The sequence below is a fragment of the Novipirellula methanifontis genome (assembly GCF_052161655.1).
Lineage (GTDB): Bacteria > Planctomycetota > Planctomycetia > Pirellulales > Pirellulaceae > Novipirellula.
Genome location: NZ_CP197418.1, coordinates 10,425,896 through 10,452,727 on the forward strand (window position 1 = coordinate 10,425,896; position 26,832 = coordinate 10,452,727).

Annotated in this window: 17 protein-coding genes; 9 read left to right on the plus strand and 8 right to left on the minus strand. The window is 54.4% G+C overall.

The window, feature by feature from the left end:
- Positions 1-8: 8 nt before the first annotated feature.
- Both SH528x_RS37120 and SH528x_RS37125 read right to left on the minus strand, forming a co-directional pair.
- Positions 9-1,751, minus strand: a complete 1,743-nt coding sequence (locus tag SH528x_RS37120) for a hypothetical protein (RefSeq protein ID WP_442508454.1) — start codon at positions 1,749-1,751, stop codon at positions 9-11.
- A 150-nt stretch (positions 1,752-1,901) separates the two neighbouring features.
- A complete protein-coding gene (locus SH528x_RS37125; protein ID WP_442508455.1) occupies positions 1,902-2,828 on the minus strand; it encodes an EamA family transporter in 927 nt (308 codons plus the stop codon).
- Positions 2,829-2,852: 24 nt separating this feature from the next.
- Between SH528x_RS37125 and SH528x_RS37130 the strand changes: the two genes are divergently transcribed.
- From SH528x_RS37130 to SH528x_RS37140, 3 genes are all read left to right on the plus strand, one after another.
- Positions 2,853-4,058, plus strand: coding sequence for a hydrolase (locus SH528x_RS37130; RefSeq protein ID WP_442508456.1), 1,206 nt, complete (start codon positions 2,853-2,855; stop codon positions 4,056-4,058).
- Between the two features lie 374 nt (positions 4,059-4,432).
- Positions 4,433-5,863 (plus strand): aminotransferase class III-fold pyridoxal phosphate-dependent enzyme, encoded by a 1,431-nt coding sequence (locus tag SH528x_RS37135; protein ID WP_442508457.1) that lies wholly within the window; start codon positions 4,433-4,435, stop codon positions 5,861-5,863.
- 56 nt (positions 5,864-5,919) lie between these two features.
- On the plus strand, positions 5,920-6,957 hold the full coding sequence (locus SH528x_RS37140; protein ID WP_442508458.1) for an arginine N-succinyltransferase: 1,038 nt from the start codon (positions 5,920-5,922) through the stop codon (positions 6,955-6,957).
- Between the two features lie 9 nt (positions 6,958-6,966).
- Here SH528x_RS37140 and SH528x_RS37145 read toward each other — a convergent pair whose 3' ends face one another.
- Both SH528x_RS37145 and SH528x_RS37150 read right to left on the minus strand, forming a co-directional pair.
- Complete coding sequence (locus tag SH528x_RS37145) at positions 6,967-9,021, minus strand: DUF5722 domain-containing protein (protein WP_442508459.1); 2,055 nt, start codon at positions 9,019-9,021, stop codon at positions 6,967-6,969.
- A 422-nt stretch (positions 9,022-9,443) separates the two neighbouring features.
- The gene (locus tag SH528x_RS37150) at positions 9,444-10,229 is read right to left on the minus strand and encodes a hypothetical protein (protein ID WP_442508460.1); all 786 of its coding nucleotides are present in this window, start codon (positions 10,227-10,229) and stop codon (positions 9,444-9,446) included.
- A gap of 347 nt (positions 10,230-10,576) precedes the next feature.
- Between SH528x_RS37150 and SH528x_RS37155 the strand changes: the two genes are divergently transcribed.
- Both SH528x_RS37155 and SH528x_RS37160 read left to right on the plus strand, forming a co-directional pair.
- On the plus strand, positions 10,577-11,380 hold the full coding sequence (locus SH528x_RS37155) for a hypothetical protein (protein WP_442508461.1): 804 nt from the start codon (positions 10,577-10,579) through the stop codon (positions 11,378-11,380).
- 33 nt (positions 11,381-11,413) lie between these two features.
- On the plus strand, positions 11,414-13,348 hold the full coding sequence (locus SH528x_RS37160) for a hypothetical protein (RefSeq protein WP_442508462.1): 1,935 nt from the start codon (positions 11,414-11,416) through the stop codon (positions 13,346-13,348).
- A gap of 386 nt (positions 13,349-13,734) precedes the next feature.
- On the opposite strand, the gene SH528x_RS37165 is transcribed toward SH528x_RS37160, so the two are convergent.
- Positions 13,735-14,847 carry a TIGR03032 family protein gene (locus SH528x_RS37165; RefSeq protein ID WP_442508463.1) on the minus strand — a complete coding sequence of 371 codons (1,113 nt, stop codon included), beginning with the start codon at positions 14,845-14,847 and terminating at the stop codon, positions 13,735-13,737.
- Between the two features lie 150 nt (positions 14,848-14,997).
- A complete protein-coding gene (locus SH528x_RS37170) occupies positions 14,998-18,732 on the minus strand; it encodes a PVC-type heme-binding CxxCH protein (RefSeq protein WP_442508464.1) in 3,735 nt (1,244 codons plus the stop codon).
- A 224-nt stretch (positions 18,733-18,956) separates the two neighbouring features.
- Here SH528x_RS37170 and SH528x_RS37175 point away from each other — a divergent pair, with 224 nt between their 5' ends.
- Positions 18,957-19,772 (plus strand): hypothetical protein, encoded by an 816-nt coding sequence (locus tag SH528x_RS37175; RefSeq protein ID WP_442508465.1) that lies wholly within the window; start codon positions 18,957-18,959, stop codon positions 19,770-19,772.
- On the opposite strand, the gene SH528x_RS37180 is transcribed toward SH528x_RS37175, so the two are convergent.
- Both SH528x_RS37180 and SH528x_RS37185 read right to left on the minus strand, forming a co-directional pair.
- Positions 19,762-20,229 (minus strand): GNAT family N-acetyltransferase, encoded by a 468-nt coding sequence (locus tag SH528x_RS37180; RefSeq protein ID WP_442508466.1) that lies wholly within the window; start codon positions 20,227-20,229, stop codon positions 19,762-19,764. The two genes, SH528x_RS37175 and SH528x_RS37180, sit on opposite strands and share 11 nt — an antisense overlap.
- Before the next feature lie 194 nt (positions 20,230-20,423).
- Positions 20,424-20,786 carry a DUF1294 domain-containing protein gene (locus tag SH528x_RS37185; RefSeq protein ID WP_442508467.1) on the minus strand — a complete coding sequence of 121 codons (363 nt, stop codon included), beginning with the start codon at positions 20,784-20,786 and terminating at the stop codon, positions 20,424-20,426.
- Positions 20,787-20,845: 59 nt separating this feature from the next.
- Between SH528x_RS37185 and SH528x_RS37190 the strand changes: the two genes are divergently transcribed.
- The 3 genes from SH528x_RS37190 (at position 20,846) to SH528x_RS37200 (ending at position 26,679) form a co-directional block, all read left to right on the plus strand.
- The gene (locus SH528x_RS37190; RefSeq protein ID WP_442508468.1) at positions 20,846-22,726 is read left to right on the plus strand and encodes an AAA domain-containing protein; all 1,881 of its coding nucleotides are present in this window, start codon (positions 20,846-20,848) and stop codon (positions 22,724-22,726) included.
- Positions 22,727-23,126: 400 nt separating this feature from the next.
- On the plus strand, positions 23,127-23,768 hold the full coding sequence (locus SH528x_RS37195; RefSeq protein WP_442508469.1) for a tetratricopeptide repeat protein: 642 nt from the start codon (positions 23,127-23,129) through the stop codon (positions 23,766-23,768).
- A 331-nt stretch (positions 23,769-24,099) separates the two neighbouring features.
- Positions 24,100-26,679 carry an ATP-dependent Clp protease ATP-binding subunit gene (locus tag SH528x_RS37200; protein ID WP_442508470.1) on the plus strand — a complete coding sequence of 860 codons (2,580 nt, stop codon included), beginning with the start codon at positions 24,100-24,102 and terminating at the stop codon, positions 26,677-26,679.
- Positions 26,680-26,832: the final 153 nt, after the last annotated feature.

The following is a 26,832-nucleotide window of genomic DNA, read 5'->3' on the forward strand; positions in this document are numbered from 1 at the left end:
CAGATCCGTCAAGCCGCATCTACCTCCAACGCTACCGGGCGTCGTTTTTTACTCGAGGAATCCGAGACTACTTTTGAGGCAATACGGTCCTGCAAGTTGGGACGAAAAATGGTTAATAACAACAGGGGCAGGAACCAGGCGATGTAAAGTCCGCCGCCATAACCGTGCCAGAACTGGGCACCCACCATCACGGCAGCCGAACATCCAATCAGGGTTCCGAGATTCTTTTGAGCCGGCCAAGCGGCAAAGAACGAACAGAGGATCACAAATCCCACGATCACCGGCAATCGCCATATTGGATTCCAGCCCAATCCCCAAATGCCACCCAAAATATTGGATTTCGTTTCAGGTTTGAACAGACCAAACATCGTTCGCAAGTGATCGACGAGCGATTCGACCCCACTGAGCGACAGCAACATCATCAGCAGACCGAGCATTACTGCGACGCCGATCGTGAACCGCCATACGCCACGTCGCCAATAGAAACTGATCCATAGCGGCAGCAAGAAAAACGGGTAGTACACCAGTCCAGCGGCAAGCCCCAGAAAGATGCCTGCGACGAGCGGTTTGCGATAAAACAAGACCGCCCACAGCAGCAAGGCAGCGGGCAGCGCATGGTCGACCCGGCCGGTCATTTGTGCGGTATACGGCATCAGCAAATACAGCGTCGCGCATCCCACGCCGGCTCGCATATTGCCGAAATGCCAATTGCCGATCAACACGATGCCCGAAACGATCGCCGCATGAGCGAGGATCGCCAACACCTTGGCAATCGTGGCCAGCCGGCTTTGCGATGCATCCAAATCGTTCTCGCCACCCAGCGTGGAACCGGCCAAGGCGTCGGTCACCGGGCGAGTTGGAATCGCCGGCAGCATGTTCATCAATGCGTAACCTGGCCCCAGTTTTGGTCCCTGTTCAATTTGGATTCGTGGCGTGCTGGCGACAATGTTTGCCATCATGAAGATGAATAACGAAACGCCGATAAAAGTCAGACCGCCGCTAGAGAGGTTCGGGTCCAACAGCGGACGACGCACCATCAAAGGATCTAGCAGCAAACGAATCAGCAGCATGAATTGAACGACAAACAAGCTGATGAACCCGTACCGGCGAATATCCTCGGGATCGATATCCGAAGAGGCTGCGTGGTCGGCGTCAGACTCTGGATCGGCAGCAAGCGATCCATCGGCCGTTAAGCCATCGACCCCCGAGATCGAATCGGGCGAGTCGGCAGCAAGCGGCAAAGTCGGCTGGGCCAAGATCGCGGCTTCCGCTCGCACCGACGCTTCTTCGGACGCCGCCTCGGCAATGGGCTCGTCCGCAGGCACCGCTTGAGTCAGCGCGACCAAGACGTCTCCGCCGCTCGAACCGAGCTTGCTGGATGGGGAAGACGCCGCCGCATCTGGGGTTCGTTGGGTTGGATTTAGGCCGCCCGCAGCCACTAATTTTCGCAGCCCTGTGTTTCTCAGCCCCGAGCCGTGATCGAGGTCGGCATTGGCGGAATTCGTCGACGCCGGAGGGTTCTCGTTTTGGCGATGCGTAATGACTTCCGACTCGATTTCCTGCAATTGACGTCGGCGGCCCTCGTGGACCATCAACAATCCTGGAGCCAGCAAGATCAACAGGAAGATATCGAGGTTGCGGATGCTCCAAAATCGATGAAAAACGAAGAACAACCCGATCGTCAAAAATGACGACAGGTACACCCAAGTGGTTGGGTCAGGACGTTTGTAATAGAGCAGAATCTCGCTCATCAACATGAAGCAACGTTGGTTGCCACTCGCTTTTCACGTCACTTGATTTGAAACAAAGCTGTCACCATCACGCCGGTCACAGCCCCAGAAAGATACAGTGCCGTATAAGATACGGGGATTCGGCTCGACTGAAAAGCACGACACCAGCCCTCACCCCCCTAGGACGAGCAGGGCGACACCGCAAAGGATCGTCACCACGCAAGCTGCTTTAGGCCAGAAATTGGCCTCTCCGAGGGCTCGAATACCGAACAGAAACGCAATCACCACGCTACACCGCCGCACGACCGAGATCACCGAAACTAACGCATCGGGATCGGCCAATGCGGTGAAGTAGACGATATCGGCGGCTAACAGCAATGGGCTGATACCTAGAATCGCCCATCGCCACTCGAATAAGGCGTGAACCGACAGCTCACAATCTTTGTTTTTTCGGCCACTTCGCCACCAAATCGCGGCCATCGGGACCATCACGGGGACTAAGTACACCGAAAACCCGGCCTGAACGGTCGAAGGAGCAATCAAAACCGTCTGCAACAGATACTTGTCATAAATCGAGCTCAACGCACCAAGAATCGTCGCCACAACCATCATCGCGACGCCGCGATCACTTTTAAAGGAAACTCCCTCGCGAAGACTAACAGCCGAGAATGCCCAGAATGCCAAAAGTACGATCACGATACCGATCCACTGCACCCCACTGGGCCGTTCATGTAGAAACAGCGACGCCATCGCGATCGTCCAAAACGGACTGGTCGAACGAATCGGGGCCGCGATCGATAACGGCAGCCGTTTAAGGGCGAAAAATGCAAAGGTCCACGAAGCACCCACCAATATGCTCTTGGCCAATAACAATCCGTGCTCGCGGAACGATAACGAATCGACTTTCAAAATCGGATGCGGCACACTGGTCGGAGAAAACAGCGACCAGCAGATAAATGGCATCCAAATCGCAGCACCGAACGAAACGCTGATCAACAAAACGATCGGCACGGCGTTCTTTCGCACCGCTATCTTTTTGGTAACGTCATAGAAGCCCAACAGGACCGCTGAAATCGCCGATAATCCAATCCAAGTCATGGCCAACTATTAATCTCATTCCAAATGATGTCCGAACAGATTCAAGCTGCAATCGAGTGGATGCACACGCAAGAAGCCTCTTCGGTCGATCGACTCGAGCGTTGGTGCAACCAAAACTCGTGGTCGATGGATGTGCCCCAGTTGCAACAAATGGCCAATACGCTCTGCGCAGACTTTCGCAGCTTTGGCGTTTCGTTTGACCAAATTCCGCTGGGCTCGATGAGGCTACTGGATGACGCAGGCCAGTGGTACGCCCCTCCGACGGGGCCGGCACTGTTGTGGCACCACCAACCCGATGCTCGGCAACGCATTTTGTTGATGATCCACTACGACACCGTCTATCCCGCAGTTGGGTCGACCACCGCCGATCGCTGCGTTCACCAAGGCGATCGATTACTGGGGCCGGGAACGGCGGACGCCAAAGGGGGGATCGCCGTGATCGCGATGGCGGTCGAAGCGGGATTGCGATTTGGGCTGTTTGCCGATTTGGGGGTTTCGATCCTGCTCAATCCCGATGAAGAGATCGGCTCGACCGCTTCGGAACCGTTGATGCGAGCATTGGCACCCGAATTTGATGCCGCACTGGTCTTTGAGCCCACGCTGCCTGATGGAAAACTCGTCGCAGCTCGAAAAGGATCGGGAGGGTTTGCCTTTGTTGTTCGCGGACGCTCGGCTCATGCAGGTCGCAATCCCGAACACGGTCGCAATGCGATTGTGCATCTGTCACGAATTGTCGTGAAGCTTGCCGAACTTCATGATCCCGACGGCGGCGTGCTGCTGAACGTGGGCAAGATCGCGGGCGGGGGACCGTTGAACCGTGTCCCCGATTATGCTTCGGTCCACTTGAATGTGCGTGTCACGGACACCCAAGCGATGCAAAAGATCGAGTCAATGCTCGAGGCGATTCGCGATCAATTCAGCGGCGACGGTTACGAAGTCGAGCTAAACGGGATGCTGCATTCGCCCCCAAAATGCTCTAATGATGCGTTGGTGGCGATGCAGGCCAAAGTAGCGACGGCGGCAAACGCCGTCGGTCGCTCGATCGATTGGCAAGACACAGGCGGCGCGTGTGACGGATGTAAACTGGCCGCAATGAATCTACCCAACATCGACACCATGGGGATTACAGGCGATAAACTACACAGCAGCGAAGAGTATTGTGTTCCCGCGACGCTCGTGCCAGCGGCAGCCACCGTTTTGACATTTTTAGCGAACAGCATCGCAAAGTAAGTGTCCTGTACGGGATTGCTCTCGTTTGCAACCGGTACGAAACACCCAACGCGAGCCAAGACCAGCAAAGGACCTTCGGAGTAATTACTGACGTAGCGGAACTCGCGCGAGAGTTTCGACCAGCCTGGAAAACGAAAGTCTTGACGACTTCCGCTACGGGAAAACCCGTCACTTATTGAGCCGACGGCACTAGCCGCGGGCATGTTTCCATACAATTTGGACGCGGCCCGCGGCTAGCGCAGTCGGCTCACAGAATGATCGACGTTTCACCGGTATATACCAAACGACCTGCTTAGCACTACGAAAAAACTGACGCATCAAGTGATGTGGCAAATCCAACTTCCTAGACTCACTATCCAACCCTAACGGAGCCAATGGCTGTGGTTGATCCAACGTCCAAATCGTCCGCGACTGCTGCGGAAGCCCTTCGATCGGATCCTCGCGTTGCCGAGGCGAAACGTTTGATCGCCGAAGCGGTCGCCGAACATGCAAAATCGATCGACGATGTTCGCAGTGCGGATGAGTCGTTGGTGCCCGGCTATCAAGCGATGCTCGAGCGATTGGGCCAAGCACGCGGCGGGGCTCCGATTTGGCCGTACCTTTCGGCTGGTTTGGGCAACGGACCCTACGTCCAATTGGCCGACGGCAGCGTCAAACTCGACTTCATCGGCGGCATCGGCGTGCATGGTTGTGGACACAGTGACCCGCGAATGGTCGAAGCGGCGATCGATGCGGCGCTCGAAGACACGGTGATGCAGGGGAATCTGCAGCAACATCCACCAAGTCTGAAGATGTGCGAACGGTTGCTAAAATTGGCGACCGCCGGAGGAGCGAAATTCGATCATTGTTTGTTGTCGACCAGCGGGGCGATGGCGAACGAAAACGCACTGAAGATTGCGCTGCACCACAAGGCACCTGCGAACCGAATCATTGCTTTTGAAAACGCGTTTGCCGGTCGCTCGATCGCACTTGCCGCATTGACCGATCGACCCAACTATCGAGCCGGTTTGCCGTTGGCACTGCCAGTGGATTACCTGCCGTTTCGTGACCAAGCCGACCCCGACGGCAGCACCAAGCGAGCGGTCGCGGAGCTGAAACGTTTGCTCAGTCGACACCCCGGTCGCTACGCTGCGTTTTGGGCAGAACCGATCGCCGGTGAAGGAGGCTACTATCCGGGCAGCCACGATTTTTTCGAGGCCTTGTGCGTTCCGATTCGTGAAGCCGGCATTCCGATCATTTTTGACGAAGTCCAATCGTTCTCGCGAACGTCCAAACCGTTTGCGTTCCAGCACTACGGGCTCGACCGATTCGCTGACATCGTCACGATTGGCAAGATCACGCAAGTGTGTGCAACACTGTATGGCGAAGCATTCAAACCGACCGGCCCGATCCTCAGCCAAACGTTCACCGGGGCTTCGTCGTCGATCGCGACGGGACTTGCCACCCTGGACGCACTCGAAGCAAGCAATTGTTTCGGAGCGGATGGCCAGAACATCAAGCGACACGAATACTTTGAAAACGCCCTGAACACGCTGGTCAAAAAGTATCCTGGATTGATCTCGGGTCCGTTTGGCGAAGGGATGATGATCGCCTTTACACCGGGTGATGGCAGCTTTGATCAAGCGAAGCGGTTGATGGGAATCATGTACGACCTTGGTTTGCTTGGCTTTGTTTGCGGAGCGGATCCGACACGCATTCGCTTTTTGCCCGCGCCGGCAATCACGACGACCGAGCACATCGACGCTGCGATCACGCTGCTCGATAAATCGTTAGCGTTGTTTCGCGAGCCAGACCAGGTAAAATAGAGTTGAACCGCGACGCACGCGGATGTGCCACGAGTCATCACAAGAGGTCGGAAACGATGTGGGTTCTTCGCGCCGTTCGCATCGACGATCTTGATGCACTTCATGAGCTAGTCAAATCGGCGACACGCGGGTTAACCAGTTTGCAACTGAAACGCGATCAACTGCTTGATCGCATTGAACATTCCGAGTTCGCCTTTTCGCGAAGTGGTCCGTCACCGCGCGGTGAACCCTACGTTTTGGTCTTGGTGAACCAGCAAACCGGAGAGCTCGCGGGAACGTCGACGGTCTATGCAAAAACGGGAGGCTATCAACCGTTTTATGCTTATCAGTTGGTGGAAACAGAGCACGTCAGCGAACAGCTTGGTGTTCGCCAACGACGTCAATCGCTGCTGCTAACGCGGATCCATGATGGGCCGACCGAAATCGGCAGCCTGTTTCTGCGTGGCAAATACCGAGGTCATGGCTTCGGTCGTTGGTTGTCGATGGCACGTTTCGCCTTGATCGCGATGCTACCACATCGCTTCGCCGATCGAGTGATCGCCGAGATGCGAGGACGAGCGGACAAGGACGGCACGGTCCCCTTCTTTAAAGCGATTGCAGGAAAGTTCATCCCGATTGAATTTGCCATCGCCGACGCACTGTCAACGGTTTCAAAACAGTTCATCGAAGAATTGATGCCCGACTCGCCGATCTTTCTCGATCTGTTACCAAGCGAGATACGCGACGGAATCGGGCAAGTGCATGATGAAACCGCCCCCGCGCTAGCGATGCTGAAGAAGGAAGGTTTCCGTGAAACCGCGTTCGTCGACATCTTTGATGGCGGGCCGATGATTAGCTGTGAAACCCAGCAAATCAATGCGGTTAAACGAACTCGGGAATTGACCGTCAAATCGATTCTCGCCGACGAACCGAGTGACTCAAAAACGGGCGGCTCAGAAAAACACATCGTCTGTAGTACGCACCACGGTTTTACCAGTGTGTATACGACGGTTGTGATCGACCCGTCCGGTGACGAGGTGGCAATCGACGCCGCAAGTGCCGAGGCATTGCAGGTCGAAATCGGTTCGACATGCCATGTGCTGGGTAAGTCGTAAACCGAGCCGTTATGGCGTTGGTAAACCCTTGCTGACTTGCTCTTCTCGCTCGGTGCCAATCGCCTCGTAAACCTGCCACGCGCGTTTGCGTTTGCCATACGGTTCCGCTTTGCTGGGTAACGTCCTCAGACCCAACATCAATCCGCCTTCGCGGGGATGATCGATCCAGCGGTGGTAATGAAAGGACTCGACCATCGGCATCGCACGAACCTTTTTCATCGCATACAGCAGCGACGCGGCTTGACGGTCCTGAGCATCGGCGTCGTACGAGTCGGTATGAAAACCTTGCTCGCTGAACAGCACCGGACGTATCTTGCCAGCGGAATCACGCATCGATTCTTGCTGCATAAAACGACCGAATACCTGCAAATTCTGGATCGTAATCAGTGGCGTATCAAAGTCGTCGCTGATGCGAGTGTCGTTCCAGGGCAGCGACGCGAACAAGCTTTGAGGATAGGGATGATAGGCCACACCCCAAGCAAAGTCGCCTTCCATGGCAGAATAGCGTTGCAGAGACTCGATCACTTCACGGCCTGAGAGTTGCCGCCACTGGTTATCCTCGGGGACGTTAAAGTGATGCGTCAAGGAAGCGAACACACGAGCGTGTGGGTTGTGTTGGCGCGCCGCGTTGTGAATGATCCGCATCGACCGATAGTAGGACTCCGTCACGATCTCACGAGGTTGCAATCCCATATTGGTCCACACCGTGTGGAAGTCGATTTCATTGTGCGCGATCCAATTGGTGATGCCTCCCGGAGCGGCTTCGGTATTGCTGTACCGCCGCGCCATTTCGCTTATCACAAACGAGTAGATGTCGGTTCCACGACGCGTGGTCAAATCGGGCATCGTATAGATGCCGCCGTCATGTTCGGGATGAGCCAGCGGTGAGGCGTCTGTGCCAGCACGAGGTGTCGGTATCAGGATGATGGCCGAAACGACCACGTTGTTTTCCCGAGCCCAGTTCATCACGCGGTCGTAGTGCGATAGCGTGAGGGTGTCGAAATAAACGGGTTCGCCAGAGGTCCGGATTTTGATTCGTCCTTGTCCGGGCGATTCTTTCACGAAGGCATTGATCGCGATATTGACGGTGATCGCAGTGACCCCAAGTTCTTTGAGTTCATCGATTGGCCCATGCAGACCAATACCGCCCAACCCTTTCTGATTCGCAGGCACCGGGCGATGAGGTGAATGGTTGTCGCCGACCACGTTGATCTCGGTAGCAAACGACCGTGGCGTGAGGTTTAACGATTGCCCCGATACCGATCGCACCAGCCGCCAGCCGCTCTGCAATCGATCGCGTTTCCCGTCGAACTGCGGCACGACCACGGTTGCTTGACGGCCATGAAGCTGCACCGTTGCGTCGACTTTGGTGGGCACGGCGGATTGGCCGATCGATTGCCACGGCGGGCATTCGATGATCCGCAAATCCGGCGCCGTGAGCGGCGTGGGCAAGGATGACGATGATATCGTAACGGTGTCTTGGTCAACGATCACCGAATCGATTCGGGCTGGAAACGATTGCGAAAGGTAGTTGCGAATCCGTTCGGCCTTGGCGACCTTTTGTTGTCGCAATTGCTGTTCTTTAGATTCCAGCTCTTTTTCTCGAGCCGTCTTTGCTCGCGTGTGGAAGTTCCGAAGTTGGATCCGAACGTTGGGCTTTCGCCCCAGATCGAGCCGCAATGTTTGGTGTGCCGGGTCACTGTGTCGCAGCGGATCGAATTGCACAGGCGTGATGTAGGTTTGCCACGTTTCAGCCACGGGAATCGACGGCAAACTTAGCGGGGTGTCACCGTAATGGGGCCGTCCCAAAAACAACTCGACCTGTTTAATGCCCGAGACGCAGAAGTAGTCGAACTGAAGCACAGAGTCTTCTGAACCAATCTCGCTCAATTCACCAACGATAAACGGATCACTCCCCGTGGTTCGGATCTCAATCACTTGGTCGCGTTGTTGGATATCGACGTCGTTACAACGTTCTGGCACGAGAGTCCAGCTTGCTGCCGAGGCGACAGGCATAGCGATCAACCACGCCAGAAAACTGGCGTAAAAGCGTTTTTGAATCACGGGGGGAATGTTGGGGCGGGAGTTGGGAGGTTGCGCGTTATTCACAACCCGATGTATAAGCGAGGGAAAACTGATCTTGTTTCGGTCCCTCGCTGACGCTTCGGGTTAGGAAAGTAGTAGGCCGGATTAAGCAAGCGGCGTCAATGCCTTTCGATTGTCGCACGGCTTTCCAAGCCGTTAGCGTGCCTCTGCTTTGAACGCCTCAGCTAGAGCAACTGTGATTACTTGCGTGCAGTCTCTTCACCGCCACGGTTCAAGCCTGGAAAGCTGGCCGACATTGATTTTCCAACCCATTTGTAAACGATACTTCAGCAAACTGAGCTTGCAACGCAAATTACAATAGCGCAACTTCAAAAAGCGTCAGCGAGGGATCCAGCCTACTCGAAAATCACAGCTTTGAAAGGTAGGTGGGGAGGCGGCTGTTAGTTCGACCCGGACGAGTCGCTACCGATTTGCACTTTGATTGAACCGAGCACGCGAGTCAATTCACGTTCTTTTTTTCCCACGAACAAAATGTTGTCTAACACGATCGCTCGTTTCTCGGTCGTGGGGTGCAGGATCAAGCGGCCGGCACCGAGCAACAGGAATTCGAACACGTCATTGATCTCTTTGTCGACTCGCAGATTCGGAGCAGGATAGCGTTTCAAGTCACTCAGAAAACCGTGGTGATGCAGCAGTTCGTTGTTGCGAAGTTCCCAGTAATCAAACCGCACGCTGACAAAGACCGCGATGTACATCAACATCATCGCGAGCGACGTACAGACAAAGAAGGTCGTATTGGCCGCCGGCCGCAACCCCGAGAACAAGTGCCCAATCGTGGGCAACAGATCAGGTTTCAGCAACGTCAACATCCAGATGCCCATCCCGATCGTGGCCAAGACGAAAACCAATGTCAGCGAGGTGGCCCGCGGGAAATCAAACACGATCACAAACATATTTGCCATCATCACGACCAGAAACAGTCCGGTCATCACGACCGGTAACGTCTGAGTGTCGGGATCGACGGAGTGGTAACCCCCAAAATACATCACGATCGCAGCAAGCGTCGTGACGATCAGCGTGGGGTACATAAATATGAATTTTGGATAGGGTACCAGCATAATCGAGTTGGACTTGCTGTGTTTCTTAGCGTCATCGGATCCAAAGCTCCCCGGTTCTCCCAAGGCGTCTCGCTTCTCGTCGCCGCTGATTGCGTCGTTTGCCATCATCCTTCTCCCACGCTCGCGTAATCACGTTGAATTATTACTCTCGCCCCCATTGGCACCAAATCGAGACCCGCAGGGCGCGGAAGTTCACTGTTTTTGTCGATGCGAGCTATCTTAGCATCATCCGTCCGCTGTGCATGCTCCCACTTCTGCCCCTCGCAGATTCTGATATTCCGCGGTCGCTGCCGCTCGCCCAATCTTGCCTTGATTTTGAGCATGCTGCGAATTGAGCTTGCTGCGTGTGATTCGGGGCCAATTGCGTCGATTTAGGCCCAACCATCGTGTCGGTGGTTTCCGCATCCGCGTTGTCTCCGCTACGATAACGGGATGACACATAACGGAGTAACGAGATGACATGGCAAACACTCGACGGGGATCGGGTTCTCAACGGCGCCGAGGCCCAACTCGTTCGCGAATCGCTGGGTTGCATGATCGATCGGCTGCAAGATCGAGTCGCGGATCCTAAGAATTTGGAAGGCGATTGGCGTTGGAATTTTGACGTCCCCCTGTTTGATCAATTGACGACCAGCGAACAGCTCGCCGTGCTGCGTCAAATTACCGAACACCTATTCACTCCCACGGCTGAAACGCTCGCCCCGTCGGCGGTCATTGAAGCCGGGGTGTATGCGATCTTTCAAACGCTACGCCAGTTTATCGAGGACGAGATTGATCAACAGCGACTTGGCTTGGACGGGAACGATTGGGATCAAGACAACTGGTTCGATGACCGCACCCCGAATTTGCGTATGCTGACACTCAGGGCTTACCACGAATGTTTCAGCGACGAAGACTTCGGTGATGACGAAGGGTTTTGTGACGAAGACGGCTTCGATGACGCGGATGGTTTTGGCGAAGATGACCTCGCCGCCGTCGATTTGGGTTTTGCAGCGTCCGAAAAACTAACCGCTTATAGCCAGGACATGGATCAGTGGAACGACGTGATCGAAAGCCTTGCCGATCAGATATTATGTGATCGCGATTTCGAGATGGCTGACGATTTTCTGGATCTCGATCCGCCACTGGCCACCGCGATGAAAGATTCGCTGGGTATTCGGACGGATTATTACAGCGACGTCGCCGCGGATGTTCGAGCCGAACAGATCGAAGAAACCATTACTGCGATCCGCAAAATCACCCACCCTAAACCACGATAAAACCACCCATCGATCATCGAGAAGCATCACCCTATGAGTAAGACTCGGAAAAGCGACCTCGTCAAACGCCGCAAAAGGCTAAACCAAAAGCAGAACAAGCTAGAAGAAACAGGTTTGCGAATCGATGACTCGCATGAGTCCGGTAACACGGATGTCTACCAACTTAATGTGATGAAGTTGCTGCGAGGTGAATTGTCGCCGCGGCGTATGGAAATGCTGCTTGAAGATGCCATCAAACGCCAAGATGCTCAGGTCGTACGGTTTGCAGCTCAAGGTATGATGGACCGGCAACTCGCCGATCCTGAGCTCTACGCAATCAGCGGAATGGCGGCATTACAATGTGCGCACGCTCATCTCGCGCATCGAGATCTGACGCGTGCCGTCCAGTCGGGTGCGGACGGTGACATGGTAGCACAAGCCAAAGACGCATTGCCAAAAATCGAGGGCGTGCTGAGTCAGCATCAGTACCCCGCGCGATTGCATGAACTCTTCTCGGCTGAAGAGCTTTACGAAGCCTCGTATGAGAACGATCGCGTTCAAGAGTTGATGTACTATGGCCAGCTGAAACACGCACATCGTCACGCCGAAGTTGCCTTGAGACGATTCTCGAGCTTTTTGCCATTGCAAAACAATCTCGTCATGACAGCCATTGCGTTGGGCGACTACGAAAAAGCAAAGCGACATGCGAGCGAGACAATCGCAATCCATTCAGACGACGGGATCGCGATCGCAAACCTCGCGATGTTAGAGTGGATGCACGGAGATTTGGACTCGTGCAAGCGTCGACTTCAATCGGTAGCAACCATTCCTGAAAACCGACGTGAAGGGCTGAACGCGTTGATCGAAGTGGCTTTCAAAGCCAATCAGCCTCAATTGGCGATCGATCTTTGGGAGCGAAATCAAGATCTGCAAGACAAAGTCGAACCTCATTACTTTGCTCGTGATGCCAAGTTAATGGCGTGGGCCTACCAACGAGTCGGTGCGAGCGACCAAGGTTTGGCAGTCTTGGAACGCTGCGAAGGCAAATTTCGAGACGAAACAGTTTACGAAATGAGTGAAGATCTGCAGCAACGAAGCGAACTCCAAATCGGGGTAGCTCCTCTACCGCTTGGATATTGGCTAGCCGAACATACGATTAGGTTATTACATGAATCGACGAGTCAGAATTCTCGAGATGCACTCCAGCGGCTAAAAAAACAATTACTGGATCGCTACCCCACTCTTGTGGGCGCAATCTTGGATCGAGGCCCGTTGTCTGGCAAAGAATTGATATTGAGGCTTTGTTACCAGTGCAAAACATTGTCTGACCCGATTCTCGATGCGATTGCCTCGTTCGCATCAGGTCGTTGGGGCACAATCGTGGACCGAATGTTGGCACGAAAGTTGTGTCAAATTCATGGTCGCAACGTGGAACGACTTTGGGTTGGCGGCGACTGGCTGCCCGAGAACCTGTTGAAGCTCGATTTGCATGTCGATTCCGAGCCGCCTCCGCGACGAAGCAAAGAACTAAACGATCTGCTCGTCGAAGCCATGGAGTGCGGTCGCAATGGTCATTTTGCGAAGGCAGAAAAGCTATTCCGCAAAGCGATCTCCGAAGACCAAGGTGCCCGAGATATTCGCCATAACTTGATCAGCATGATCGCAGGGCAAGGTCGACGCGACGAGGCCAGGCAACTGATCCTCGATTTGCATCATGATCATCCCGACTATTTCTTTGCTAAAATCCAATGGGCAAACCTGCTGTTTGAAGATGAAAAACTCGATGAGGTAGAGACGCTGTTAGACGCGATCCTCCGCGATCGAACTCGGTGGCATGTCACCGAGGCAGACGCGTACGGGCAAATTGCTGCGGTGTTAGCAGACAAGCGAGGAAACCAGCCTTTGAAGTACCAGTTCCAGCACTGGTCGGTCGGATGTAAAGCATTCGAACCGATGTTGCGTGATTACCAGCCAGAAAAGGTTCTCTAAAGCATTTTTTCTTTTGATGTAAGCAGGTCGTCCGGTATTGACCGGTGAAACGTCGATCATTCTGTCAGCCAACGGCGCTAGTCGCGGGCCATCTACTTTGGTAGCGCTCGCGGCGCGAGCCGTCCGGTTGCAGCGAGTGAAACGTGCAAATTGGACCTCGCGGCTTGCGGGCTGTTGATTTAATCGAGATGCAAATCGCAGTAGTGAGCCGTGGGCCGTAAGGCACCGGGTAATGCGTGGAACCCGGCCGCTCACGCGCGAGCGGCTCACTAAACCAACAAGCCGCTTGCGCCGCACCGTTACAAAACCACGTGGTTAATGACAAAGTAGATGGCCCGCGGCTAACGCCGTCGGTTCACCGATTGGGACAGCGCAGCGGATTGGAATCAACCGGGCGAGAAATCTCCAGTCCCTGAATCGTCAACGAGCATCGTATCGGATAATTCGTACGTGCTGGCCATCAACTCGCGGTCTTCGTTGATCAGTTCGGGGTAACGCGAACCGGTTAAGACTTCGACTGCAAAGATCTCTTGTACCGCGTCTTCAAACTTCACGAACGCAATCACTTGTGCTGTTTGCAGATTCACGACCCACACGCCACAGCAGCGTTGTTCCATAGGCAGATCGGCGATCGGGACTCCCGCAAACACTGCCGTCTCGCGAATTTGCGACAGCCCGATGAAGGCCAGCGGTCCGTAAAACGAAAGGCCTCGCGTGAAACCAGGCAATGTCACCATCGGCTCATAACGACCCGACGCCAAATCGATCGTGCCAAACGATCCGGTGCCCGATTCCAACAGCCACAACTTGCCGTCATGCCAACGCGGCGAATGGGGCATCGAAAGTCCACGTGCGGCAATTTCGTTGGATTGCACATCAATTAGCACGCCGCCATCTTTCTTGTTCGATCGCCAACCGCCCGGTTCATCCGAATCTCCTAGTGCCGTGACGTAGCGGACGTGACCATCACGTACCGCCATCCCGTTTAAGTGACAACAGTCGTCGGGAACATTTTGGGTGATGAACGGGGGTCGCCAAACAGGAACAAAGTTGTACGTCCCACTGCGTTTCGCCAAACAAGAAAACCGCGTGTTCACAAAAACCAACTCATCCTGAGCCCAAGCCATCTCGTGAACATCGATGTCCCCGGTATGGTGTGTCACCCGGGGCAGGAAGCAGGCATCGTGGGGACGCGATGATTGCAAACGGTTGCACGCTGCAGGGATATTGTGAAATTCGTGAACCTGCATCGCGGTTCCGATCGCAATTCGATTGGCATCCACCGCCAACCCCATCGGCTTATCAAACAGCCGAAAGTGAGTATTCAGTACACCCTGATCGCTACGCAGCATCACCAACTTTCCGGCCTGGTAAGTGGTAACCAACAGCGTGACGCCCAGCTGGTCCAACAAGTCAGGGAAATTCGAAGTGTGAACCGAACGCATAGCCGCATCGTGGTTCGCATCACGGTTGGATTGATTTTCGGTCACCGCAGCCATGGTTCCAAGAGAGGTTGTAGTGGACGAGGCAACGAGTCCCATCGCCTTCGTCCGATCCAAAGGACTCGTAGCCTCGTCCACTACGGCAAAAGCCGCCAATCGTTGTTCCGGCGTACCTAATTCAATTCCATACGCCGAAAACTCGCGGCGTTACTTCTGACTAACCGCAGCAGACGCGGGCAAACGGCGACCGTAAAAGACGGCTTGATCCAGATGGAATGTGCCGCCGTTTTCGAGCCCCAACTTAATGAACTGAGCTTGGGTTCCCGCAGGCAAATCAAACGAATATTTCGCTTGAGGTTGCTCGCTCGTCCAAACCTTGGTCCACGATTGTCCATCGTTGCTGGTCCACATCGCAAGCCCTTTCGCACGGCTGTGGAATTGAGCAGTACGGCGGTTGGTCAGTTCCACGTGACGCACTTCTGAGGGCGAGGCCAGCCGAATGACCATCATCGTGTCTTCGGGTTTGGCACCTTCACGCGAGTGAAATGCAAAGTCAAACTTGGTTGGCGATTTGCCACTCATGAACGACGATGCGCCGCCCGAGTACTGGCTTTGAAAGTTCGCTCCGAGTTTGAGCTGAGCGTCGCGAGAAATCTCTTCGAACTCGCCATACTTCCTCAGCTTCATCTTGCTGTTTGGATCGGTGGAAATCCATCCGTCAGTCAAGAAAACAATCAGATCCAAGAATTCGCCGGGCGAAATCGTTTCTAGCAACCCTTCAGGCATGCTACTGGCGTTCATCTCCTTGCGAATTTCAATTTCTTCTTTGTCGATCTTCTCAACTTTGCCATTGGCAATCCCCAGCGTTAGCGTGTCCTCGTCTTCGGCAAGAATGAACCCGGCAAACGGTTGCCCGTCATAGGTCAAAATTTGTACGGTCTCGAAACCCTTCGAGATTTCTTCGTTTGGCCAAATCACCGAGCGAATAATCTGTTCACGCGACATCCGGCTGCCGACATCGGTCAACTTAGGTCCAAACTCTTTGCCAAGTTTGCCATGCAGGTGACACGCAGCACAGGTTCGCTCGAACACCTTCGCTCCGTTTTCGACACTACCACCCCCGGCGGCAACCAATTTCTCAAGCGCCTTGTTGTGCTCGGTCTTCTTATCGGGATTCATCAACGTTCGCAGCGGAACGTAGATGTCGCGTCCAGGACCGGTGGAGTGTTGATAGTCGCGAAGAACTTTTTGTGACTCAGGCGACAAACTTGCCAAGTACTCGGGGTCTTTTGTGGCCTTTTCCCAAACCGGTTGCAAGGCTTGTAGCGTGTGCTCGAACACATAGTCGATCCACTGGTCACGTGGGTTCTCATAAATCCGCAAGGCTATTTCCACAGCTTCGATCGTTTCTTGGAAACTGATCGCCCGCAGCGTTTCTAGACGCACACGAGGATGCTCGTCGACAATCGATCGACGCAAAATTTCGTTCGGGTTGTCCATCCATTCCCACTGGTTGCCGACAACGTGAATGGCAGCACTGCGAGCATGAAAGTCATCGCTGTTCATGATCCGGTGGACCAATTTCGAGTCGACCTTGTGAAAGAACTCTTGCAACCACAGGACTTCGCACATTTTCATGGGGTCGGTCGAATCGCCGAGCCAAGCAGCGGCCTTGGTCAATACTTCGTTTTCGTCGCGGTCGTGCAGCGCACGACGGACGCGATAACGGGTGCGCAGTTCATAGGTAGTCAATTGATCAAGCAGTTCCTCGACGCTTTTGTCTGCTTGTAGCACAGGTTCAATCAGAGGTTTCTTGTTGTAAACCATCCGATAGATGCGGCCGTGCTCGTGATCGCGGTTCGGGTCGCGCTGCGAATATTGCATGTGTCCGATCAACGCATTGCACCAATCGCCGAACCAAACCGCACCGTCTGGGCCCACTTTGGGATCGACGGGGCGAAAGAACATGTCGGTCGATGAGAGCAAATCTTCGATCCGTTTTCCAGTCAAACCCGCGGTTCCCGGTTCGTCTTCGATCGTGAATTTGGGCATCCCGTGCATGTTGATCACACAGGCATAAATAAAGTGATCGTGATAGGACTCAGGAAAATGACGCGACGTTAGAAACTCGCTGCCCACCGCCGGTCGCATTCCTTCGTTATTGAAAATCGGTTGCACGCTGCTTCGCGAACGAACCGCTGCACCCGATAGCAGACTTGCCCAGTGCTGTTGAGCGCCGGTACCGTCACCGATCACCCCCATGCCCCATTTGTCAAAAACCAGGCACCACGGGTTTCCATAGGCAGGAGTACGAAAATGACAGATTTTCAGCGATTTGAGATCCCAGACGTATGAACCCGAGGGACCATGATTGCGGAAAGGGCCCCACGGCGTTTCCAAGGTCGTCGACATCGACACGCCTTCTTGCATGTACAGCAAACCGCCATGCGAAAACTCCCAAGCACCCATCGTATGATGGGTGTCATCGGTCGCCAGTCCATCGAGAACATTAACCACTTCGTCGGCCTTGTCATCGCCATCGGTGTCCTTCAAATGAATGATCCGTGGTTCGTCCACCACCAGCACGCCACCGTCGTAAAATTCGAATCCGGTGGGGCAAATCAACTTGTCATAAAATGTCGTGCATTTGTCGGCTTTGCCATCGCCATCGGTGTCTTCCAAAATCAGCAAACGGTCACTCGGTCGTGATGAGCCTGGCAACCACTGCGGATAATTGACCATGCACGAAACCCACAAGCGGCCTTTTTCATCAAAGGCAATTTGGGTGGGGTTTGCCAGTTCGGGAAATTCGCGTTCCGAAGCAAACAACTCGATGCGGAAATCCTCAGGCACCTTCATCTGAGAAATTGATTCTTCAGGTGTTGGATACTCGAGCGTTTTTGGTTCACGCATCTCACGGAAATTTTCGTCACGCGAACCGAACATGGTTTCCGGAGTAAACACTTCGCCGGTTCCCGAATCATCGGGGTTGTCGGCCACGGGTCGTCCTGCGGCGATGTCCCAAACGTAGGAATCGCGAACGTCGACCATTTGACGAATTTTGCGGAACTCGGTCGGGAAGGTCTCGGTATCCCAAGTCCGGCGGCCACCGTAGACATACCAGCCATTCAGCATGCGATAGTCTTGAGAATGCAACCATGATTTGTCATTGATCGCGGTACGGAGTTTTTCCTTTTGTGCAGAGTCGATGCTTGGCAGCGGCTCGTCAAATAATTGGGCGTCGATCAAACGAGCAAGTTCCTCGTCACCTTGTTCGTTCAGATGAACTCCGTTGATGGTGTATTGAGCCCCTGGTTCGCTGGAGAACAACTTTTCGGTTGCTTCGAAAACGTCGACTACGCGGTATCCGTCTGATTTTCCAAGTTCGACAATGGCTTCGGCGTATTTGGCCAGGATCGCGTTGCGCGAACCTGCATCCGCATGCAAGCGTTCGCCTGTCGACTCGAACGCGATGGGCGTGACCAACACAAACGAAGGCTTGCGACTATCGACCGCAAAATCGGCAGCGAGCTTGCTGAGGTATTTGCGATAGTCGGAGATAAACGTTTCGATCGCTTCGGGAGAGTCACCCGCGAAAGATTCGTTGAAGCCAAAGAAGCAGAGAAAGAAGTCGGCACCGTAGACTTTGAACGGATCGTCAATCAGCGTGTAGTTTCCCGGACGCTGCTGGTTGGCAACTTCATCGGCGGGCCAACCAAAGTTGCGGAACTGGATCCGTTGATCGTGAGTTCGCAATTGAAAAAGCGTCTCCAAATTACCGAACAAATTCATTCGCTCTGCGGTGCTGTTGCCAACCAAGGCAACGCGTTGTCCGTCGCGAAGCTGAATCGACTCAGCACAACAGGCATGACCCAGCACCGCGAGCGAGAGAAAAAACGCGGCGGAAGCGAGGATTCGGGGTAACCGATGACGGATCGGCATGGAAGTTCACCTAACGGATAGGAGGAAGATGGGATGCGGTTATAGTGAATGCGGCGAGATTCGCCGCTAAGAGAAACAAGCGATTGGGGTGATCAGGCAGGATCGGAGATCACCCCAGCGACTATATTAGTCAATGATTTTGCCCCTGGCATCACTCCAGGACCGGTTATTCTGTCGCAGAGAGCGGTCCCATTTCCGATTATGCGTGTTCGGAGACAAGCATTTTGCCGAGTTCGGAATTTCAAGAAGCCGATTCACCCGACGCTGATATGGAGGCGTCAGCGATACCGGTCTCGAATTATCGCGGCCCGATGGTCAGCGTCCGCGAGTATGCCGATGCGTTTTCGGCCGAAACGATTCGAATTCGGCTGGCCGCCGCCGGCATTCGCTCGATCGTGACCGGCACCGATGCCGCGGTGGCACTCAGCATGGGTGGCGCCGGAACGGACCGCTTGGTGCGGATCGAAGTCGCACCGACGGACTACCAGCGGGCAGTCGATCTGCTGAGGGCCGACGAGATGTTGATCCAAAGTGCGGGACCCTGGATTTGTTCGCGATGTGAAGAACAGAACGAGCCCGCGTTCGAAGTCTGCTGGAGTTGCAACAAGCGACGTAGCGAGGACGATGCCACCGGACGCCACGATCCAAACGAGGAAGATGACTTCGCATCGGAATTGGGTGCTGGTGACTTTATCAGCGAAACTTCGACGGAGCCGATCGCCGTTTCAGCCAATCCCTATCAGCCACCAAACCCGATTTCGGATCTGCCGAAACATCCACCCGCGTTGCCAATCGATCGTCGCGATTCGCAATCCGTACTCGATGAACCGATCGATGTCGCCGTCAAGCGAGCGTACTTGTCTTCGATCGTGGGCGTCTTGATTTTCCCACCGCTGCTGAACTTTTATTCGCTGTACGTCACGCTCACCATTCCAACGACTGCCTATCGTGACGCTAGGGCGCGAAGAAAGTTGATCTTTGCTTGGGTCGTCAATTTGATCTGTATTCCAATGGGCGTCTGGTTTTGGCTCAGCATGTGACCATCGTTTTGGTCATCTTGATGTGAGGCAACGTGACCTCGGTAAATGGTTCTCCCGTGACCATATAACCAAGCCGCTCGTAGAACCCCACTGCCACCTCGCGAGCATGTAATTCAATGCATTGCACCCCGCGAGACTTTAATTCCAATTCGACTCGGCCCAGCAAATCCGATCCGATTCCTCGACCTTGCAGTGCGGCATCCACCGCCATTTGGCGAATTTTTGCCTCGCTCGGTGAAAGGAGTATTACTGACACGCAGGCGAGCAACGCATTGCCGCTGAGCATGCCGAAATGAAGCTGGTCATGTTCCGCAGCGAGCTGGCTTTCGCTGTACGCTAACCCCAGCGGTTGACGAAGCACCGCGTGACGCAGAGCAATGGATTGACGGTACACATCGGACTGAAATTCGATGGGAACAAATTGGATTGAGACGGGACGGTCACTTTCGCTCGACATGGCGTCAAATCAACAATGGGTCTGGGTTGCGAACTTATTTTAAGCACACGATATAACGAGCGTAGTGGATCTTGCTAAAGATCCTTCATCGGTATCTTTAGCGGGAATTAGGCCTTCGTCAGGGATCTTTAGCAAGATCCACTACGGGAAGCTCGCGAATGATTCCGGCGATGTTCCGAGCGAAGGGGGGACGATCAATGCCATGTGTAAACCACGGCGGCCACGGCGATCAGATTTAGAGTGGCGGCCAACGCGAATTGGATTCGATAAGATCGTTTGTAGGTTTTGTGACGTAGCCAACGGCCAGCGATCCAGCCCCCAGGCCATCCACCGACGAGCGACCACCCCAGAAGCGTTCGCTCGGGAATCCGACGCCGATCCGTTTGTGCGGCGCGTTTGTCCCACGCGTACAGAATCGCGGTGATCAAACTTGCTACCAGTGTCCAAATTGCGAAACCGATTAACATGAGCGGAAACATTCCCTGTACTTCTTCATTTTGAGCTCTCTGTGATGTCGTCTCGTTCTGGCCAATCTCGTCCGCGTCGTGGATCTTCACGTCCTGCTGTTCCAGGGTCCAGTACGTTTGGTGGCGGCTTAAAAGGGGTGAGGGATTGCATGTCCCCCGAAGATTATTTCGGCGTTTTGGAGCATTGGCTCGCGTTGGAAGGCGAAGCCGAACGCGCTCGCATGGCTCTGCGACGGCAAATCCGCTCGCAACGAGACGTGGAAAGTAGCGGGGAAACCCTCGTTTCGCTACAGATGTCCGACCACAAAACAGGGCTGGCGGGCCGATTGCTGCTGGATTTTGTCAAACCCGGCGGCGACACGCTGCCGATGAACCGGCTAAAAGTCGGTTCCCCGGTGGTGATCTCGGACTGGTCCGACGCGTCGGACGAAGGCGTTGCTGGGGTCGTCAGTCGCCGCAAACATAACACGATCCAGGTGGCGACCGAGCAGTGGCCAGCGGGGTCGACGTTTCGCATCGATCTGTCGCCCGATGAAACCACGCGTCGACGCCAATTGGCGGCAATGGCAAAGGCGCAAACTGCGACCGCTCGCACCGGACGACTTCGCGACGCGCTGTTGGGGTTTCGCCCGATTCGGTTCACCGATTTGCCCGATGTCCATTTTTTGACCGATTTAAATCCGCCGCAACAAGACGCAGTGCGTTTCGCGCTGTCGGCTCAAGATGTCGCCATTTTGCATGGGCCTCCGGGAACTGGAAAAACAACGACGATTGCCGAGGTCATTTACCAAGCGGTCGCTCGCGGCGAGCGAGTGTTGGCGTGTGCCCCCAGTAACACTGCCGTGGACAATCTGCTCGAACGTTTGGTCGCGATCATGCCCAACGTGTTGCGAGTCGGGCATCCAGCGCGTGTGTTTGAATCATTGCGAGGGCATACGCTCGACGAACTCGTCGATGCGGATCCGTCGACCGAGGTCGTTCGCGATATGCGTCGTGAATTAGAACATTTGATGCGGGCGGCATCCAAGAAACCACGAGGCCGCGAGGGTTTTCGTCGCAAAGGCGAATTGTATGCCGAAGCGGGACAGCTTCGCGGCCAAATCCGATCGCTCGAACGCAGCGTCATCCGCAGCGTGATCGATTCGTCAGACGTCGTTTGCACCACGACCACGATCGATGACGAATTGTTGTACGACCAAGATTTTGACTTGGTCGTGATCGACGAAGCGTGCCAGTGCACCCAGCCCAGCGTGTGGCAAGCCGTTTTGCGAGCCGAACGATTGGTCTTGGCAGGCGACCATTGCCAATTGCCGCCGACGGTGTTGAGCGACGAAGCCGCGCGAGCCGGCATGAAAGAATCGCTGATGCAATCGCTCGTCGAGCGAGAAGGCGACTCGGTGTTCCGCCGTTTGGTAGTCCAGTACCGTATGAACGAAACGATCATGAATTTTTCATCCGAAGAATTTTATGACGGCACCTTGATCGCCGATGCGTCGGTTCGATCCCACCAGCTCAGCGACTTGCCCGATGTCATCGAAAGCGAACTGACCACCCAGCCGATCGAGTTCATCGACACCGCCGGTGCCGAGTTCGACGAAGCCTTAGAACCGGATGGTCAAAGCAAATTAAATCCCAAAGAAGCAAATCTGATCATCCGTTTGATTCACGAGTTCCTTGACGCCGGAGTGCAGCCGGAACAGATCGCTGTGATCGCTCCGTACGCTGCTCAGGTGCGACTGTTGCGTTCGCGTTTAGAGTTGCCCGAACTTGAAATCGATACGGTCGACGGTTTTCAAGGTCGCGAGAAGGAAGTCGTGCTGTTGACGATGGTCCGCAGCAACGATCGAGCCGAGATCGGTTTTTTGAGTGACACGCGGCGGACCAACGTGGCACTGACCCGAGCGCGTCGCAAAATGATCATGGTGGGCGACAGCGCCACACTGGCCAGCCACGACTTTTACGCATCGCTGCTGAAATATTTCGAAGACGCCGACGCCTACAAATCAGTCTGGCAGTACGGCGACGTCTAGGTAGCGACACTGTTTTGGGTAGCGAAACTCGCCAACAGCGTGTTGTTTTAATCGAAATGTAAATGACCTTCTGTGCCGAGGGCCGTAAGGCACCGGGTAATGCGTGGCACCCGGCCGCTCACGCGTAAGCGGCTCATGAAATCTACAAGCCGCCAAGAGTCTCGGATGCGGAATGAAAGCTCCTGGACAAAAGTCGATTTCGGCGTAGCGAAGCTCGCCAGAGCGTGGAGTGTTTCGACGTACTGTCCACCGTCTAGCCGACGGTCGCTACCGTTTGTTGCTGAAGGATCGTTATGGAAGGATCTTTAGCAAGATCCACTACCCCGATTCAGAATGTGAACTTAGGTAATTTGGCGATTGTGCTTGATTCATTCGGCTGCGAATGAGTACAAGCGAGGTTATGAGCGCGAGTTACTATTTATCGTGTCTTTGGCCGGGATTGCCAGAGCTGTGGTGGCGTGGCCGAATGGCTTCGTTACCGCTGGCGATCGCATTTTGCCTAGCGCTGAATATTTTTTTCGTGTTCGGTTGGATCTACCCCGGCTGGTTATCGGGCGGATTGTTCTGGATGGCCACGTTGGTGGGCGTCGCGGTCTGGGGTTACTACGTGGTCCGTGGACTGCGGGAATTGCCGGAATTAATTCATCCTCGCAAAGTCAGCGAAGAGCCCGATCGGTTTCGCGAAGCCCACGCGGCTTATTTGCGGGGCGATTGGGAAGCGGCTGAGAAATTGCTGACTTCGGTGTTGGCGATCGAGCCACGCGACCCCCCAGCCCTGCTGTTGTTGTGCTCGGTTTATCGACATCTGGACCAATTGGACCACGCCACCGTTCTGATTAACGAAATCAGTCGACTCGAGGTGGCGGATCCGTGGTGGGTTGAAGTGGAAACGGAGCGAAAACGCATTCGTCGTGCGATGACGGCCGAAGAGGAATCGAAGAACAAAACGAAGAGTGACGCTCGAGAAAATCCTGCTAATCACGATGCAGCCCTCTCCGAAAACGCTGCCGATATGACAGCAGATCGAGCCGCTGCTGCTTAATGCTAGCTTTCTAGCTCCGCTGACGCCGCAGCGAGAACCGGACGCGACGAAGTTCTGCAAGAAAACTTGGTCGTGTTTTTTAAGACAATTTGCTCTCGATGGCCGTCTTTTCTGGTTTCCTACGTCAAGCTCCTATCCCCGACCTTTGACCTAACCGATAGAATCAAACGTAGAGTCAAAGTCATTGCGTTTGACTGAGGATCATTCCGTAATCATCGATGCGAATCAGACCGCCATTGCCATCAAGTGGGAAAGTGGCGTACGGTTTGCTTATCTGACTTATTGCGAAATGTATCGCCAGTTTGACAGCCTGGGTAAACGAGATAATTAAATGTACGAACGCTTTACCGACCGCGCCCGAAAAGTCATGCAATTGGCTAATCAGGAAGCACAGCGGTTTAACCACGAATACATCGGCACCGAGCACATTTTGTTGGGCTTGGTCAAAGAGGGCAGTGGTGTTGCCGCCAATGTGCTAAAGAACCTCGAGGTCGATTTGCGAAAAATTCGACTCGAAGTCGAGAAACTTGTCCAAAGCGGTCCTGAAATGGTCACCGTTGGCAAGTTGCCACAAACGCCGCGTGCCAAGAAAGTCATCGAGTACTCGATGGAAGAAGCACGCAACTTGAATCACAGCTACGTTGGGACCGAGCACATCCTGCTGGGACTGCTCCGCGAGCAAGAAGGTGTCGCGGCTCAGGTTCTGATGAACCTAGGGCTGAAGCTCGAGGACGTTCGCGAAGAGGTTTTGAATCTGTTGGGCCACGGGCTCGAAGGTGCCGAGGTTGGCGAACGCGGTGGTCGCAGCGGCGACGGCGAAAGCAGCGGCAGTTCATCCGGCAAGAGCAGCAAGAGCAAGACTCCGGCTCTGGACAGCTTTGGTCGCGATTTGACCGAGTTGGCCAAGAAGGGCGAACTGGATCCTGTGATCGGACGTGAGCGAGAAATCGAACGTGCGATTCAAATTCTTTGCCGCCGTACCAAGAACAACCCCGTCCTGCTAGGTGAAGCCGGTGTCGGTAAGACCGCGATCATCGAAGGCTTTGCTCAGAAAGTGATCGAAGGCGAAGTGCCTGAGATTTTGGCTGAGAAGCGAATCGTCGTTTTGGACTTGGCGATGATGGTCGCTGGTACAAAGTACCGCGGTCAATTCGAAGAGCGAATCAAGGCGGTTATGACCGAAGTTCGCCGCGTCAAGAACACGATCTTATTCATCGACGAGCTGCACACGCTTGTCGGTGCCGGTGGTGCCGAAGGCGCGATCGATGCCGCCAACGTACTGAAGCCTGCACTCGCTCGCGGTGAGATCCAGTGTATCGGTGCGACGACCTTGGACGAGTACCGCAAGTACATCGAAAAGGACAACGCACTGGCGCGTCGTTTCCAAGAAATCATCGTTGAACCGACCGGCAAGGTCGAAACGATTGCGATCCTAAAAGGACTTCGCGAACGTTACGAAGAACATCACCGCGTTCAATTCACCGACGACGCTATCGTTGCCGCTGTCGAGATGAGCGAGCGTTACATCACCGCACGTTGCCTGCCCGACAAGGCAATCGACGTCATCGATGAAGCGGGTGCTCGGGTCCGATTGCGTACCATGACTCGTCCACCAGATTTGAAAGAAATCGACGAAGAAGTCGAAAAGCTGAACAAGGAAAAAGAGGACGCGGTCGCGAACCAAGACTTCGAAAAAGCCGCCAATCTGCGTGATCAGGCCGAAAAACTTCGCAAGAAGAAAGACCAGATCACCGCCGAATGGCGTCAAAAGAGTCAGCAGACCGACGGCGTTGTCGACGAAGAAGTGATCGCGGAAGTGGTCAGCAAGATGACCGGTATTCCGTTGACACGTCTGTCGACCGAAGACAGTCTGCGTTTGATGAAGATGGAAGAAGAACTGCACAAGCGAGTCGTTAGCCAACAGCAAGCCGTGACCGCGGTTGCCAAGGCTGTGCGACGTAGCCGTAGTGGTTTGAAGGATCCGAAACGTCCGACTGGATCGTTCATTTTCGCGGGCCCCACCGGGGTTGGTAAAACGTTGCTGGCCAAGGCATTGGCCGAATACATGTTCGGCGACGCCGACGCGCTCGTTCATATCGACATGAGCGAGTACATGGAAAAGCACAACGTCAGCCGTTTGATCGGTGCCCCTCCGGGATTTGTCGGCTACGAAGAAGGCGGTCAGTTGACCGAAAAGATTCGTCGTCGTCCGTACGCGGTAGTCTTGTTCGACGAAATCGAAAAGGCTCACCCCGACGTGTTCAACATGATGTTGCAGGTGATGGAAGAAGGCCGTTTGACCGACTCGTTCGGTCGTAACATCGACTTCCGTAACACGATCCTGATCATGACCACCAACGCGGGTGCCGAAGCGATCAAGAACGAATCTTCGTTTGGTTTCCAAAAGCCCGACGGCGATGCCAGTTACGATTCGATGAAGAGCCGCGTGATGGATCAGATCGAACGCGTTTTCCGACCCGAGTTTCTGAACCGGTTGGACGACACGATCATCTTCCGTCACTTGACCAAAGAAGACCTCAAATCGGTTATCGATTACGAATTGTCGAAGGTCCGCGAACGTTTGTTAGAACGCGGTTTGGCAATCGAATTGACCGACGAAGCGAAAGAGTTCTTGGTCAAGAAGGGCAGCAACCTCGATTACGGTGCACGTCCGCTTCGCCGAGCGATCGAGCAGCGTATCGAAGATCCGCTCAGCGAAGAGTTGCTGCAAGGCACCTTCGAAGGCCAGGACACGATCGTGATCGATGCGTTCAAGGATAGCGATGGCAAAATCACTCGTCTTGATTTCAAAGGCGAGAAGCGAGGATTGCCTGAACCGAGTGAAACTGTCAGTGCCGGTGTCGGCGAAGACAAGGGCGGCTCGGACAAATCCGAAGGCAACGATTCCTAGTCATCACTAAGAATTCGTGACAATCAAAATCAAAGGGCAGACGTGCAAGCGTCTGCCCTTTTTTTGTTGCGTCATCGTCCGTAACGAAACTTATCGTCGTAGCGAAACTCGCGAAGAGTTTCGGCCGGCGTTAACGTAGCGAAACTCGTCAAG